We start from the raw sequence: 12,642 nt of genomic DNA on the forward strand, positions 1-12,642 counted from the left end.
GGTCTGATTTCGTACATCGGTTCCGCCTCTATTCCGTTAAACCCGCATGTGCATTTTGGGGATGACGCCGAAGCTCGGGCGGCATGGCAGCAACTGGGACCGGCGGCGCGGGCCACCGTTGGGCCCTTCGCGGCGGCTGCCTGGTTGGCTACCATGACGTTGTTGGCGCGCCCAATGCAACAAGCTCTGGCGGGCTTGGTCGCTGCGCGTGACGCCAGCTGCGGCACATGCCTGCAAGATAGTTTTCTCTTCCTCGGGGTCGAGGTAGGTTTTCAACAGCTTCGTGCGGGTGGTGGTACTCATGGGTTTCCTTTTAAAAGTGGATCTGGACTACGGGTGGTGCGGTACTGCAAAAAAAGGCGAGGAATTCCTTCGTGCTACATTGCTATCTCCATAACAACAATTTGAAGGAACTCCCCATGACTTTTCCGATTGCTACAAATTTTGTTTCTATTGAGCTAAGCCCTCAGCAAACAGGGATCGGCCTAACTGTTTTTAAGGCCTCGGTGACACTGGAGAGCAACAGGGGGCCTATTCCTGAGCAGGTAACGTTCACGGTCGCTGTGAAGGCTGGGAATCGCAGCATTGTCGAAATTCACAAAGAGGCGATCAGTCGGGCGGCCTTAATACTGGCAAGCGTCAGTGGGCTTGGCCATCCACACCCAGAGGACGCTGTGGCGGCTTGGGGGCAATTGGCTGCAGATTTACCTCGAACGCAGATAAGCCAGCCTTAAAAGCAAGAGCGGCTGCCTCGGCTACATCTGATGGCCCCACTGCGAAGTGCGCACTGGAGTTCGCAATAACCTGCGTCAGCAGCATCACCAGCGCATCCCGGTCACGATCTGGAAACTGGCTGCCGCTGGCGCACACGGCGAGCTGGCCGCCAACTTGGCCACCAGCAACGTCTTCGCGATGCGGCGGACTCGCCAGGTGCGTACGGTTCGAGCCAAAGGGCATGCCTTCCACCTTGATCAGCACGCCGAACAGCTTGGCGACCAGGTGGACGGGGAGGACGCGCCAGCGCGCGTGGGTGGTGGTGTGATTCAAGGGGTGCTCTTTTCGATAAGGGTGGATGGTGAATTAATCGATGCCTTCTCAGGAAAACGGGATGGGTAAATTAGTTGAAGTTCATTGATCTCACCCGCAAACACGGAACAGATTTTTTCCGCCAGCGTTTTCGATGGCGTCTGGACCCCTCGCTCAATCCGACTCAGGTTCCCAACGTCGCTTTGCACTAAAGTCGCGAGGTGCTGAAGGGTGATGCCGCGATGGTCACGCGCTCGTCGCAATGGTGAGGTCATGTTGTTCTTTGTAAATTAGAAAATGCGTATTACGCACTTTACAGACAAAAATACTAATGCGCAAGACGCTTTGCGTGTTACGCAGTACGAACGGACAATTCCATCTATGGGTATCGGTAAAAAAATTAAGCAATTTCGAGAGGCTCGCCGGCTAACGCTGGCGGAAGTTGAAGCTCGCGCTGGCCTTTCTGATGGAAACCTATCGCGTATAGAGCGTGGCAAACAATGGATTACGGAGGAGAAGCTTGCCGCACTGGCCGATGTGCTTGGCGTTCGCACATACGAATTCTTTCTAGATGACAACTTGACATCAAATATCGAGCGGGCCGCGCTGCCACCCAGCAATGCTCATCTCGATACGGAGGCAAAAGAATGGCTTGAACTGAGGAAGTACCTTGGAAGCGATGATATAGCCGAATTTAAAGCGTTGATAACGGCCAGGCAAGAACGCAATATTAGACTGCTAGCCGAACTCAAAGGAACGACTTACAAGCCGCCGACAATCATACCTGCTGAAACTTGGATCGAATCTGGATCAAATGCAAAAAAACAAAGCTCTCAATCTTCCTGATTGGGGTGTTTTCATAGCTGCGCGAGATGATAAATATGAACTTTTTAGCAAAGTGGGTGATGGGTCTGCTATTGGTCGCAAGCCTTCCGGCAGTCGCTTCGGATTGGACGGTCATTGAGGCGAATGAGTTGGGGGTAACAGAGGTAGACAGGCAGAGTATCGCGGTCGTAGCGCCAGGAATACGAAGTGTATGGGTAAAGTACAATTTCCCAGAGCCCCAAATCTTAAACGAAGGATTTCCCGCTACTTATTCGATTGCATTAACCTTGCAATATATGGACTGCGAACGTAAATCCATGTCGGTCCAGCAAACCGCTTACTACTCCGACATGCAGCAGCAAAAGCAAGTTTCCTCGCAAAAATTTAAAACCCTTGATTACTCGGCAGTTGTCCCCGATACGATAGGGGAAGCCACGCACCGCGTAGCGTGCCAAACACCCCTCCCAAAGCCAAGAAAAAAGTAATTACACAGACGAGCTAACCCGCCACCGAGCGGGTTTTTTTTCGCCTGCCGGTTCCTATTCCAATAGTGTCTGCGACTAAATCTAGATAAATGCGCTTGACGCATTTATTGATAGTGCGTAATATGCATTTACGCAATGCGTATTGCGCATTTTTAAGAGGCAGCCATGACCAACACCCTCGCAACATCCTACATCACCACCAGCACCACTGCGGCCGACTTCGGCAACCAGTCCTTCATCCCACCAGCATTCCAGCCTGGCTTCATTCCTGCCGCCATCGGCGCCGCTTTTGCCAGTGGCATCTATGCCGGCATCATCCGCGGCGTGGATGGTGGTCCTGATCAGCACCTGGTGCTGGTTGAAGGGGAGGGCGTTGATTTGTCCTGGTCTGCCGCCGGTGCTTGGGCAGAGTCCGTGGGCGGTTCGTTGCCGACGCGCGCCGAGCAGGCGCTGCTGTTCGCCAACCTGAAAGACCAGTTCAAGTCGGATTGGTACTGGTCTGGTGAGCAGTACGGCCCCTCTGGCGCGTGGCATCAGTATTTCTACGATGGCCTCCAGCTCAACAACTTCCGCTCGTCCGAGGGCCGCGCCCGCGCCGTCCGCAGATTACCAATTTAATCCTTTATCCATTTCAGCATGAGATCCGCCATGACTCTCGAAAACATTGCCTCAGCGTTGCCTGGAAATGCGCAAAGCTCTCCGCCGGACCGCGTTCGGCGCGTTTCTCTCGCCATGCCAAGTAAGGCGCTCTGCCTCGTTGGTGCCACCTACAGCCTGGCCAATGGCCGTGGCGAACGGATTGCAATGGTTTCGGTTGTGCCTCAGGGGCTTGGCGCCACGCGTACTGCCGCCGCTCGCATGGCGTATTCGTCAGAAATGGTTGGCGCCATGCGTACTGCCAGCCTGGACTACGAGCTGCATGGTGCTGTATCGCCCGAAACCATCAGCCTGATGCGCCGATTGCTTGACGATATTGGTGCCGCATGAGCGCCAACGATTTCTTCTCGATGATCCGCCGCTGCGCTGGCGAAGCCCACGAGCATGCGCCAGGCTGCGCCGATGCGCGCGCGCACGCCTTTATCACTGAGCTGGCGGGATCGCTGCAGCACCACGACATCGTCGGCGCGACGCTGGTTTCAGGCCTGCTTGCAAGTGCACCAGTCGGTGGCCCGGAATGATGGCCTTCACCGTCACCGTGCGCAGCGGAGGGCGCTTGCTGACCTATCCAGCCATTGGCAGCGACAGCTGCGCCGTCCACATGGCCGCCCTGGATCGTTTCGGCGCCTGTTCCATCACCGTCAAACCAGCATAAGGAATTGCCATGCGCAAGATGATCACCCTGTTGCACATGTATCGCCATTTCCGTCGCCATGGCGCCGGCCAGTTTGGCGCTGCAATCAAGGCTGTACGCGTCTACCAGACTGGATTCTGATATGCCGCGCGCTGATCCGGACCGCGCCGCGCTGGAAATCGCACACCACGCGCTGCAGACCACCATGTCGCTCGACGACATGCTGAAGCAACGCCACTTTGAACTGATTTTGAAATGCCTCGCCCGCCGGCACATGCAGCGCCGCGCGCGCATGGATGTGAAAAAGCTACAAGCCAACGATCACGACTGATTTTAACCACGAGGAAAACCATGGAAATCAATACCCTAGCAGCACTTGCAAATAGCCCGGGCGCCATTGGCGCCGCATTTGGCGGCGGATTCTTCGCTGGCCTGATTAAAGTCGACGGCAAAGCATTCGCCCTGGTCGTGTCGCCAAAGTTGTTCGGTGAGTTCAAGGGCTGTTGGAGTGCATCGGATGAAAGCGTGCCAGGTACCGAAAGCTATGCCGATGGCTGGGCCAACACGAACGCCATGGCCGCTGCTGGCAGCGAACTGGCCAAGACGGTGCGCGGTAGTGTCATCGAAGGCTTTGATGACTGGTACATTCCGGCGCGCGACGAGTTGGAGCTGATCTATCGCAACTTCAAGCCGATGGCTCGGAAAAACTCCGCCTCGTTCCGTGATGGTGAAAACCCGAGCAGCATGCCCATGGGGCGGCACTACACGGAAGAGCGGCCGGCGCAGACCGGCGTGGCCGACTTCCGCGAAGGCGGTACGCAGGCGCTGGACGCGGTCTGGCACTGGTCCAGCACGCAGGCCGGCCCCTCTTACGCGTGGGATCAGGATTTCCTCTATGGCTACCAGTTCTACGGCTACCGCTCGTACGAGGGCCGCGCCCGCGCCGTCCGCAGATTGCCAATTTAACGATTTACCAATTTTCTTTCACTTCGAAAGCCCAGCATGAGCAAACAACAATTCATGGCCGAGAACCTGCAGAAAGGCGAGATCTACGCCGGCATGGTCCTCGGCAAGGACGGCGCCGCCGACTACCACCTGTTCCTGCAGCCTGGCGTGGCCACCGGCGTGACGTGGCAAGCGGCCATGGACTGGGCCAAGAAACTCGGCCACAGCCTGCCCACGCGCGCCGAGCAGGCGCTGTTGTTCGCTAACCTGAAGCACGAGTTCGAGCCGCGCTACTACTGGTCTGGCGAGCAGGCCGGCCCCTCTTACGCGTGGTTTCAGTATTTCCTCTATGGCGGCCAGTTCGGCAGCCTCCGCTCGTACGAGGGCCGCGCCCGCGCCGTCCGCAGATTAGAAATTTAATCCTTTAATCATTTCAACATGGCCAACCATACCGACCTGCCGATTTCCAAAGTTGCCTACGACCTGCTGGTCGTGGCGACAGAGCTGACCAAGAACATGCCGCGTGACTTCAAGGCATCGATTGGCAAGGAAATCCGCGACGAGTGCGTGCGCTTGACGGTGCTGATCTTCCGCGCGAACGTCGCGGGTGACAAAACACCGTACCTTGACAAGCTGCTCGAGCGCGCGCAGGTGATCGAGCTGCTGTTCCGGCTTTCCAAGGATCTGCGCTTTATCTCCGTCGCGCAGTATGCGCGGGCCATCGCACTGACCAGCATGATCGGCAAGCAGGCCGGCGGCTGGAAGAAATACACCGCATCGTCGCCTGCATCTTCCCGGTCAAGGCCGAGTTGACTGTGCGAATTTTTTAATCTGGTCGTGCCGCTGGCTCACAAGGCCACCGCTATGCGCACCACAGTAACCACCTGGCGGCGTCCAGGCAGGCCTGGCGCAGTTTCCCCACTGATCGGCATGGCCTTCGGTGGGGCGACGTAGATAGCACGAATTGACGCAGGCCGGCCCCTCTAACGCGTGGAATCAGAATTTCAACAATGGCAACCAGAACAACAACAACCGCTCGTACGAGGGCCGCGCCCGCGCCGTCCGCAGATCATCCCGATGCGGACTTCACGCTCGAGCAGCTGGCCGTCGCATATTTCGACTGCCGCCGCAGCAAACGCAATACCCCCAGCGCCCTGGTGTTTGAGCAGCACCTGGAACGCAACCTGATCGAACTGCACGACGAGCTGCAGGACGGCTCGTATAAGCCCGGTCGCTCGATTTGCTTCGTCGTCACGCGCCCGAAAGCACGCGAGGTGTGGGCGGCCGATTTCCGTGATCGCGTCGTGCACCACCTGCTGTACAACAAAATCTCGCCTCGCTTTTACGCTTCGTTCATCAAAGACACCTGCGCCTGCATCCCCGGGCGCGGCACGATGTACGCGGCCAAACGCCTCGAGGCGAAGATCCGCGGCGTCACGCAGAACTGGGCCCGGCCAGCGTTCTACCTCAAGTGCGACCTGGCCAACTTCTTCGTCGCCATCGACAAGGACGTGCTGCGTGGGCAGATCGCCGCGCGCGTCAGCGAGCCCTGGTGGCTGCGCCTGGCTGAAACGATCCTATTCCATGACCCACGCGAGAACTACCAGCTGCGCGGCGCACCCGAGCTGCTGGCGCGGGTACCGGCGCACAAGCGCTTGGTCAATCAGCCGGCGCACCTGGGGCTGCCGATTGGCAACTTGTCGTCGCAGTTCTTCGCCAACATCTACCTCGATGCGCTGGACCAGCATGCCAAGCACAAGATCGGCGCCCGGCACTATATCCGCTACGTCGATGACTTCCTGCTGCTGCACGAATCGCCGCAGTGGCTGGGTGCGGCGCTGGCCAACATCAACGAATTCCTGCCGCGCGTGCTCCACGCCAACCTCAATCCCAGCAAGACGATCCTGCAGCCCATCGCACGCGGCGTCGACTTCGTCGGCCAGGTTATCAAACCATGGCACAGCCGCACCCGGCGCCGCACCGTGCGCGAGGCGACAAGTCGTGTCGCAGGTATTGCTGCCGACGAGGTGTTTGCCACGGCAAACAGCTACTTTGGTCTGCTGCGCCAGGCGGGTAGCAGCCATGCAGACCGGGCAGCGCTGGCGCGCACGGTGCTGCGGCGCGGGCATTGCGTCAATCAGGCACTTACTAAAACTTATCGGAAATCCGCATGAAACGAGACAACTTCACCATGTCGCTCGACCTGGGCAGTGAGCTGCTCATCGACAACTTTGCCGGTGGTGGCGGGGCATCTGAGGGTATTGAGCAAGCATTCGGTCGCCCCGTCGATGTGGCCATCAACCACAATGGCGAGGCACTTGCCCTGCACGCTGCCAATCACCCGCACACCGCTCACTATCAAGAAGATGTGTTTGCGGTGCATCCTGGCTTCATTACCGGAAATCGGCCCATTGGCCTGGCGTGGTTCAGTCCTGATTGCAAGCACCATAGCAAGGCCAAAGGTGGCAAGCCGCGTGAAAAGAAGATCCGGGGTCTGGCCTGGGTGACGCTCAAGTGGGGCGCATTCCAGATGCCGCGTTGCATTGCCCTAGAAAACGTCGAGGAATTCCGCGACTGGGGGCCACTGGATGAGCAGGGCAATCCGATCGCCAGCGCCAAGGGGCGCACCTTCGACGCCTTCATTGACGCCCTGTCTACGGGCCTGGCGGCCGATCATCCAGACGTGCCTGAAATCTATGAAGCGTTGGGCGCCGACTTCCCGATGGAGCGCTTGTATCGTGGGCTAGGCTACAAGGTCGAATACAAGATCTTGCGCGCCTGCGATTTTGGCACCCCGACTATCCGGAAGCGACTGTTTGTCTTCGCCCGTCGTGACGGCTTGGCGATCCACTGGCCCACGCCCACGCACGGCAACCCGAAGCTGAAAGGCTTTGCCCAATCAGGCCTGAAACCATGGCTGACCGCCGCCGACTGTATCGACTGGTCGATTCCTTGCCCGAGCATTTTCACGCGCAAGAAGCCGCTGGTCGACAAGACGCTGGAGCGCGTCGCCAAGGGGGTCATGAAGTATATCGTCAATGCCGACACCCCCTTTATCGTGCCCGGTACCGGCGCGCCATTCCTGACGGAGCATGCGAACGGTTCGACCCAGCGCAATTTCAGCGTGGACGAGCCACTGCGTACCCAGTGCGCCGAAATCAAGGGCGGCCACTTCGCCTTGGTCAGTGCCATGCTGGCCAAGCACTATACCGGCGTGGTCGGGACGGCCGTTACCGTTCCCTTCGGTACCGTCACGACGTCCGACCACCATTCGGTGGTGGCCAGCACGATCATCAAGCTGCGCAACAACCAGTTCGGCCAGGATGTGCTCGAGCCAATCCCGACGCTGACCGCCGGCGGCGGCCATGTGGCGGAAGTGCGGGCCTTCCTGATCAAGTATTACAGCGAAGGTGGGCAGGATCAGTCGCTGACCGATCCGATGCACACGATCCCCACCAAGGACCGCATCGGACTGGTGACCATACGTGGCGAGGACTATGCCATCGTGGACATCGGCATGCGCATGCTGACGCCGCGCGAGCTGGCGCGCGCACAAGGCTTTCCAGAGACTTACATTCTTGACCTGATGCATAACGGCAAGCAGCTGTCGAAGGAAGCCCAGGTGCGCATGATTGGCAATAGCGTCTGCCCGCCATTGGCGCGCGCGCTGATCGCCGCCAACTTCAAACATGAACAACATTTTGCGAGGGCGGCATGAAAATCTATATTGCGGGCCCGATGACCGGTCGGCCGCAGTTCAACTACCCGGCATTTCACCAAGCGGCGGCGCTGCTGCGCGCGGCCGGCCATATCGTGATCAAACCGGCAGAAAATCCGTCGCCGACGTGCGGCAGCTGGCTGGGCTACATGCGAATGAGTGTAGCCCAGGTGGCCAGCGTCAACTGCCTGGTGATGCTGCCAGGCTGGCCGCTCAGCAAGGGCGCGCGCATCGAATATTTACTCGCCAAGCTGCTTGGGCTTGGTGTTACTTCACTGAAGAAAATGGGAGCATAAACATGACAGCCACAGAAACCGACATCCTGGCCAAGCTGGCAGAGGCAATCGAAAAAATACAACGCCCGGCGCTGCCGCTATCCGTTGACCTGTGGGACATGGAAATGCTGGGGCAATACTTCAAGCGAAATCCGCAGGTTGTACGCCAGAATATCGCGTGTCTCCCGAGCTTTCCAAAGGCGATCAGGCTGCCAACGAAAGCAAAATCGCATCCGCTGTACAGCGCCAAGGAAGTGGTCGAGTGGGCACAACGCCACCGAGACAAAAACTGAAGGTATGTGGCTGGCGAAGGATTACAGCTTCTTCGCCAGTTCTGCAGCCGTCTCATTGTAGTAGATTTGCAACATCGTCAAGTCTTTATGTCCGACCATGCGCGCCAATTCCAGCACATTGAGTTTCTTGGCCAGCCGCGTGATTGCTTCATGGCGAGTGTCGTGAAAGGTCATATCTCCTACACCTGCTGCACCTCGGGCCTTCCGGAATAGGGCATCGAGGCTTGCTGTTGAAACCCCGAAGCATGTGTCATTCCCAGTCGGAAGCAGCTCCAGCAATTCAATGGCGCGGCCCGACAGCGGAACGGACCGCTTGGTGCCGTTCTTCGTGCGCGGCAAATGCGCCACATTGTCCTCAATATCCCCCCAGGTGAGTCCGCATATTTCGCCGGCACGCATGGCTGTCTCGATAGCGAACAGGAAGGCGACCGCGATTGCTGACGACTTGGTCGTGACTTCTCCATCAAAACCCAGTGCCAGGCACAATCGTTCGATCTCGTCGTCGCTTATGCGCCTGTCGCGGGGCGGGGGATTTTTAGGACGGCGCACGTCGACGGTAGGGCTGGCGGAAATCCATTTCCATTCCCGGCGTGCAGTCGTGAAAACGTGCGACAGTAAATTCATGTCGCGATTTACGGTAGACCCAGCAACAGATAAGAGCCGATCATCGCGCCACTTGCCGAGAACGTCGGCCGTGACGTCGCACAGCTTCATCTCACCAAGGGGCACCTGATTGACAATGTGGCGGGCTATCGCGGCCAGTCGGATACCTTCCCAGCGTGCACCACGCTTGTGTGGCGAAACCTCGACACCGTATCTATCGAAGGCATCCTGGCACGTTTTATCGGTGTTTACACCCGTCTCAACCATGCGCCGCATCTGCGATTCGCGCTCAATAGCCCATGCCTGCGCCTCAGCTTTTGTGGGAAGGACTGCGGAATCGCGCACTCCTTTGACGGAAATCTGGACGCGCCAGCCGGTTTTCTGTTTTGTAATCGATGCCACTACCTAATCCCCCGAGGAAAACATGGGGACATTATGGGGATTTTTTGGGGAGTTGGTGCAGTTTATTAATCGCTTCGTATCGCAATTGCTAGCGCTTGACGAAAAGAAAAAAGGCGATAAATCCTTGATTCTATTGGATTTATCGCCTTTTATCGTGTACTGCAAAAATGTCTCTGAGTGCCCGGAGCCGGAATCGAACCGGCACGCCCTTACAGGCGGGAGATTTTAAGTCTCCAGTGTCTACCAGTTTCACCATCCGGGCAGCGCGGCGAGATTCTAGCACAGGTGATGCGCATCACGCCATCTTGTGCCTGAGCCAGGCTGTCCGGTTTGCAGCGGACAGCCTGATTTTATCTACCCGCCGTCAAAACGTCGCCTTGAACTGCACCCCATACGTGCGCGGCTCGTTGACGATGCCGGTCAGGTTGTTGAATTCGATGGCGCCCAGTGCCTGGACCTGGTTGGTGATGTTGCGGCCGTACGCCGAGAGTTCGTAGCGGTCCCATTTGTAGCCGACGCGCAAGCCGCCTTCGAGCAATTCCTTGGCCTTGTATTCCTTCGCTTCGTACAGGAAGAAGTTGTAGCTGGTGCGGTAGGCCCAGTCCGTGTAGGCGTAGAACTCGCCATTGGCGAGGGGGATGCTGTATTTCAAGGTGAAGTTGGTTTGCCATTCGGGCGCGCGCGGCAGCGGGTTGCCGTCGATGTAGGCCGTGCCCACGAAGGGGCCGACGGGGTCGGTGACGGTGCAGCCGCTGGCCGGGGTGTTCTGGGCGTTGCCGCAGCTTTGCACGTACAGTTTCTTGTCCTGGATTTCCGTGTGGTTATAGCTGCCGCCCAGGGTCATGCTGAGCGAGTCGCTGAGATTCGCCTGGAAGTCCAGTTCCACGCCCTGGCCGGTGGCCTTTTCGGCATTGAGCAGGCGGTTCATGTTGACCACGCCGCTGCCGGCCGTCAATTGCTTGTCTTTCACGCGGTACTGGAACACGGCCAGGCTCAGGCGGGCGCGCTTGTCGAACAGGTCTTGCTTGATACCCGCTTCCACCGACAGCACTTTTTCGGCGCCGGCCTGGGAGGGGCGGTCGGCCAGGCCGTTCAGGCGGCCCTGCATCGATGGCGCGCGGTAGCCGGTGGCGATGCGCGCGTAGGCGTTCGTTTCCGGCGTCAGCACATAGGTGCCGCTCAGGTCCCAGCTGACGTTGTGCGAGGTGTCATGCAGGTTGAACGGGCCGGCCGTGGTCGCTTCCACGCGCTTGGCCGAGAAATCCTTCTTGTCGCTCGTGTAGCGCAGGCCGGCGCGCAGTTTCAGGGCGTCCGAGACCGTGTAGTTGAGCGAGCCGAAGGCCGCGTACGACTTCGAGCTCTGGTTTTGCGTGGCGTAGGCGCTGTTTTGCGGATTGCCGGGCGCCAGGCTGTCAAAGCTGATGCTGTCGATCTGGATATCTTCCTTGAAGTAAAACAGGCCGCCTATCCATTGCAGCGGGCCCTTTGCGCTCGATTCGGCGCGGAATTCCTGTGAAATCTGCTTGTGGTTCGGGATCACGTCGGCCGTTTCCACGACGAAAGGAATGAAGCCGGGGCCCATCGGCGGCGCGTACACGGCGCCGTAGCCACCGTCGACGTCGGCGCGGCTGAAGAAATCGAGTTTTTCGTAGCCGGTGATCGAATGCAGGGTGACGCCAGGCAAGTCCCATTTCAGGCGCATGCTGCCGCCCTTGGTTTTCAGGTGCTGGCGGTTGATGCCATCGGTAGGGTAGGAGCCATAATCGAAATTGTCGACCAGGTCGTTGGTGCCCTGTTTCAGGATGTTGGCGCGAAACAGCGTCGCCGTGCCATCGAGGTTGCGCGCGTGCACGTTGAAGAGGGCCGTGAAGTCGCGCGTGGGCTTGACCAGCACTTGCAGGCGGGCGGCGCTGTCTTCATAGCCTTCGAAGTCGCGCGTGCCGGTCGGGCGCGGGTTATGCACGCGGTCGCCGCGGCGCTGCGTCTGGCCGGAAAAGCGCAGGGCCACCGTGTCGCTGACGGGCACGTTGAAGGCGCCTTCCAGGTTCTTCATGCCATCCTTGCCGAAGCCGCCGCTCAGGTAGCCTTCCGTGTTGAAGACGGGCTTGGCGGAATCGAACTTGATCACGCCGGCCGGCGAGTTGCGCCCGAATAAGGTGCCTTGCGGGCCGCGCAGCACCTCGACCTGATCGACGTCAAACACGGGAAAGCCTTTCAGCATGGCGTTTTCCTGCACCACGTCGTCCATCACCAGGCCCACGGGCTGCGAGGCGTTCAAGTCGAAGTCGGTGTTGCCCAGGCCGCGAATGTAGAAGCGGGGAAAGGTGCGGCCGTAATCCGATTCGACCGAGACGCTGGGGGAGCGGCTGTTGAGGAAGCGGATGTCGGCGCCGCCGGCCGTCAGGGTGTCGAGCTTGTCGCCTTTCAGGGTGGCGATGGACATGGGTACGTCCTTGATGTTTTCCGCGCGCCGTTGGGCCGTCACGATCACCGTTTCCAGCTGCCCAGGGCCGGCCTGTACCGCTGGTGCGGCCGGCGCCGGGACGCTGTCCTGCGCCATCGCCTGCAGGGGAAAGGCGGCAGTGATTGCCAGGGCAATCAGGCTGTGGCGGATGGTGCTGGCGTGTGTGCTGGCATGCGGTGTCATCATGAAACGGCTCCTGTCGGTCAAGGTTGTTCGTAAGGTCCAGGCAGGCGCAAGTCCGCTAGACGAAAAATCATGCTAGCACGGAAAGTTTTGGTATTCGTGCCATTTTCCAGGCAAGACTATTTATATGTA

At 58.7% G+C, this 12,642-nt stretch carries 19 protein-coding genes and 1 tRNA gene; 14 read left to right on the forward strand and 6 right to left on the reverse strand.

Features of this window, described 5'->3' with window-relative positions; translation table 11 throughout:
- Positions 1-36: 36 nt before the first annotated feature.
- The 3 genes from CLU93_RS22235 to CLU93_RS22245 form a co-directional block, all read right to left on the reverse strand.
- Positions 37-303: a hypothetical protein gene (locus CLU93_RS22235; protein ID WP_099763341.1), complete on the reverse strand. Its 267-nt coding sequence runs from the start codon at positions 301-303 to the stop codon at positions 37-39.
- Positions 304-639: 336 nt separating this feature from the next.
- Positions 640-1,047: a hypothetical protein gene (locus tag CLU93_RS22240; protein ID WP_099763342.1), complete on the reverse strand. Its 408-nt coding sequence runs from the start codon at positions 1,045-1,047 to the stop codon at positions 640-642.
- Positions 1,044-1,301 (reverse strand): helix-turn-helix domain-containing protein, encoded by a 258-nt coding sequence (locus CLU93_RS22245; RefSeq protein WP_099763343.1) that lies wholly within the window; start codon positions 1,299-1,301, stop codon positions 1,044-1,046. The genes CLU93_RS22240 and CLU93_RS22245 overlap by 4 nt, the downstream gene beginning before the upstream one ends.
- 22 nt (positions 1,302-1,323) lie before the next feature.
- Here CLU93_RS22245 and CLU93_RS22250 point away from each other — a divergent pair, with 22 nt between their 5' ends.
- The 14 genes from CLU93_RS22250 to CLU93_RS22315 all read left to right on the forward strand — a co-directional run bounded on the left by CLU93_RS22250 (position 1,324) and on the right by CLU93_RS22315 (position 8,858).
- Positions 1,324-1,872: a helix-turn-helix domain-containing protein gene (locus tag CLU93_RS22250; RefSeq protein WP_099763344.1), complete on the forward strand. Its 549-nt coding sequence runs from the start codon at positions 1,324-1,326 to the stop codon at positions 1,870-1,872.
- 35 nt (positions 1,873-1,907) lie between these two features.
- Complete coding sequence (locus CLU93_RS22255) at positions 1,908-2,336, forward strand: surface-adhesin E family protein (RefSeq protein WP_099763345.1); 429 nt, start codon at positions 1,908-1,910, stop codon at positions 2,334-2,336.
- A 165-nt stretch (positions 2,337-2,501) separates the two neighbouring features.
- On the forward strand, positions 2,502-2,954 hold the full coding sequence (locus tag CLU93_RS22260) for a DUF1566 domain-containing protein (RefSeq protein WP_257225054.1): 453 nt from the start codon (positions 2,502-2,504) through the stop codon (positions 2,952-2,954).
- Between the two features lie 30 nt (positions 2,955-2,984).
- Complete coding sequence (locus CLU93_RS22265) at positions 2,985-3,323, forward strand: hypothetical protein (protein ID WP_099763346.1); 339 nt, start codon at positions 2,985-2,987, stop codon at positions 3,321-3,323.
- Positions 3,320-3,514, forward strand: a complete 195-nt coding sequence (locus CLU93_RS22270; protein WP_099763347.1) for a hypothetical protein — start codon at positions 3,320-3,322, stop codon at positions 3,512-3,514. Before CLU93_RS22265 ends, CLU93_RS22270 begins: the two co-directional genes overlap by 4 nt.
- Positions 3,511-3,648: a hypothetical protein gene (locus tag CLU93_RS28305; protein ID WP_180287911.1), complete on the forward strand. Its 138-nt coding sequence runs from the start codon at positions 3,511-3,513 to the stop codon at positions 3,646-3,648. Before CLU93_RS22270 ends, CLU93_RS28305 begins: the two co-directional genes overlap by 4 nt.
- A 121-nt stretch (positions 3,649-3,769) precedes the next feature.
- Entirely contained in the window at positions 3,770-3,958 is a 189-nt protein-coding gene (locus CLU93_RS22275; RefSeq protein WP_099763348.1) for a hypothetical protein, read from the forward strand.
- 20 nt (positions 3,959-3,978) lie between these two features.
- Positions 3,979-4,593, forward strand: coding sequence for a DUF1566 domain-containing protein (locus CLU93_RS22280; protein WP_099763349.1), 615 nt, complete (start codon positions 3,979-3,981; stop codon positions 4,591-4,593).
- A 36-nt stretch (positions 4,594-4,629) separates the two neighbouring features.
- Positions 4,630-4,992, forward strand: a complete 363-nt coding sequence (locus tag CLU93_RS22285; protein WP_099763350.1) for a DUF1566 domain-containing protein — start codon at positions 4,630-4,632, stop codon at positions 4,990-4,992.
- Positions 4,993-5,010: 18 nt separating this feature from the next.
- Entirely contained in the window at positions 5,011-5,385 is a 375-nt protein-coding gene (locus CLU93_RS22290) for a four helix bundle protein (protein ID WP_099763351.1), read from the forward strand.
- Positions 5,386-5,582: 197 nt separating this feature from the next.
- Positions 5,583-6,746 carry an RNA-directed DNA polymerase gene (locus CLU93_RS22300; RefSeq protein ID WP_180287912.1) on the forward strand — a complete coding sequence of 388 codons (1,164 nt, stop codon included), beginning with the start codon at positions 5,583-5,585 and terminating at the stop codon, positions 6,744-6,746.
- Entirely contained in the window at positions 6,743-8,290 is a 1,548-nt protein-coding gene (locus CLU93_RS22305) for a DNA cytosine methyltransferase (protein ID WP_099763354.1), read from the forward strand. Before CLU93_RS22300 ends, CLU93_RS22305 begins: the two co-directional genes overlap by 4 nt.
- Positions 8,287-8,586 carry a DUF4406 domain-containing protein gene (locus CLU93_RS22310; protein ID WP_099763355.1) on the forward strand — a complete coding sequence of 100 codons (300 nt, stop codon included), beginning with the start codon at positions 8,287-8,289 and terminating at the stop codon, positions 8,584-8,586. Before CLU93_RS22305 ends, CLU93_RS22310 begins: the two co-directional genes overlap by 4 nt.
- A gap of 2 nt (positions 8,587-8,588) precedes the next feature.
- The gene (locus CLU93_RS22315) at positions 8,589-8,858 is read left to right on the forward strand and encodes a hypothetical protein (RefSeq protein ID WP_099763356.1); all 270 of its coding nucleotides are present in this window, start codon (positions 8,589-8,591) and stop codon (positions 8,856-8,858) included.
- Positions 8,859-8,879: 21 nt separating this feature from the next.
- Here CLU93_RS22315 and CLU93_RS22320 read toward each other — a convergent pair whose 3' ends face one another.
- From CLU93_RS22320 to CLU93_RS22330, 3 genes are all read right to left on the reverse strand, one after another.
- Complete coding sequence (locus CLU93_RS22320; protein ID WP_099763357.1) at positions 8,880-9,863, reverse strand: tyrosine-type recombinase/integrase; 984 nt, start codon at positions 9,861-9,863, stop codon at positions 8,880-8,882.
- A 178-nt stretch (positions 9,864-10,041) separates the two neighbouring features.
- A tRNA-Leu gene (locus CLU93_RS22325) sits at positions 10,042-10,125 on the reverse strand.
- A gap of 102 nt (positions 10,126-10,227) precedes the next feature.
- Entirely contained in the window at positions 10,228-12,510 is a 2,283-nt protein-coding gene (locus CLU93_RS22330; protein WP_099764548.1) for a TonB-dependent receptor, read from the reverse strand.
- Positions 12,511-12,642 lie beyond the last annotated feature (132 nt).

Source organism: Janthinobacterium sp. 35, from assembly GCF_002754575.1.
GTDB classification, from domain to species: domain Bacteria; phylum Pseudomonadota; class Gammaproteobacteria; order Burkholderiales; family Burkholderiaceae_D; genus Janthinobacterium; species Janthinobacterium tructae.

Excerpts from the sequence above, each read along its gene's own strand:
- CLU93_RS22235 (WP_099763341.1), bottom strand. The coding sequence starts at position 303 with ATGAGTACCACCACCCGCACGAAGCTGTTGAAAACCTACCTCGACCCC.
- CLU93_RS22245 (WP_099763343.1), bottom strand. The coding sequence starts at position 1,301 with ATGACCTCACCATTGCGACGAGCGCGTGACCATCGCGGCATCACCCTT.
- CLU93_RS22250 (WP_099763344.1), top strand. The coding sequence starts at position 1,324 with ATGCGTATTACGCACTTTACAGACAAAAATACTAATGCGCAAGACGCT.
- CLU93_RS22255 (WP_099763345.1), top strand. The coding sequence starts at position 1,908 with ATGAACTTTTTAGCAAAGTGGGTGATGGGTCTGCTATTGGTCGCAAGC.
- CLU93_RS22260 (WP_257225054.1), top strand. The coding sequence starts at position 2,502 with ATGACCAACACCCTCGCAACATCCTACATCACCACCAGCACCACTGCG.
- CLU93_RS22265 (WP_099763346.1), top strand. The coding sequence starts at position 2,985 with ATGACTCTCGAAAACATTGCCTCAGCGTTGCCTGGAAATGCGCAAAGC.
- CLU93_RS22270 (WP_099763347.1), top strand. The coding sequence starts at position 3,320 with ATGAGCGCCAACGATTTCTTCTCGATGATCCGCCGCTGCGCTGGCGAA.
- CLU93_RS28305 (WP_180287911.1), top strand. The coding sequence starts at position 3,511 with ATGATGGCCTTCACCGTCACCGTGCGCAGCGGAGGGCGCTTGCTGACC.
- CLU93_RS22275 (WP_099763348.1), top strand. The coding sequence starts at position 3,770 with ATGCCGCGCGCTGATCCGGACCGCGCCGCGCTGGAAATCGCACACCAC.
- CLU93_RS22280 (WP_099763349.1), top strand. The coding sequence starts at position 3,979 with ATGGAAATCAATACCCTAGCAGCACTTGCAAATAGCCCGGGCGCCATT.
- CLU93_RS22285 (WP_099763350.1), top strand. The coding sequence starts at position 4,630 with ATGAGCAAACAACAATTCATGGCCGAGAACCTGCAGAAAGGCGAGATC.
- CLU93_RS22290 (WP_099763351.1), top strand. The coding sequence starts at position 5,011 with ATGGCCAACCATACCGACCTGCCGATTTCCAAAGTTGCCTACGACCTG.
- CLU93_RS22300 (WP_180287912.1), top strand. The coding sequence starts at position 5,583 with ATGGCAACCAGAACAACAACAACCGCTCGTACGAGGGCCGCGCCCGCG.
- CLU93_RS22305 (WP_099763354.1), top strand. The coding sequence starts at position 6,743 with ATGAAACGAGACAACTTCACCATGTCGCTCGACCTGGGCAGTGAGCTG.
- CLU93_RS22310 (WP_099763355.1), top strand. The coding sequence starts at position 8,287 with ATGAAAATCTATATTGCGGGCCCGATGACCGGTCGGCCGCAGTTCAAC.
- CLU93_RS22315 (WP_099763356.1), top strand. The coding sequence starts at position 8,589 with ATGACAGCCACAGAAACCGACATCCTGGCCAAGCTGGCAGAGGCAATC.
- CLU93_RS22330 (WP_099764548.1), bottom strand. The coding sequence starts at position 12,510 with ATGACACCGCATGCCAGCACACACGCCAGCACCATCCGCCACAGCCTG.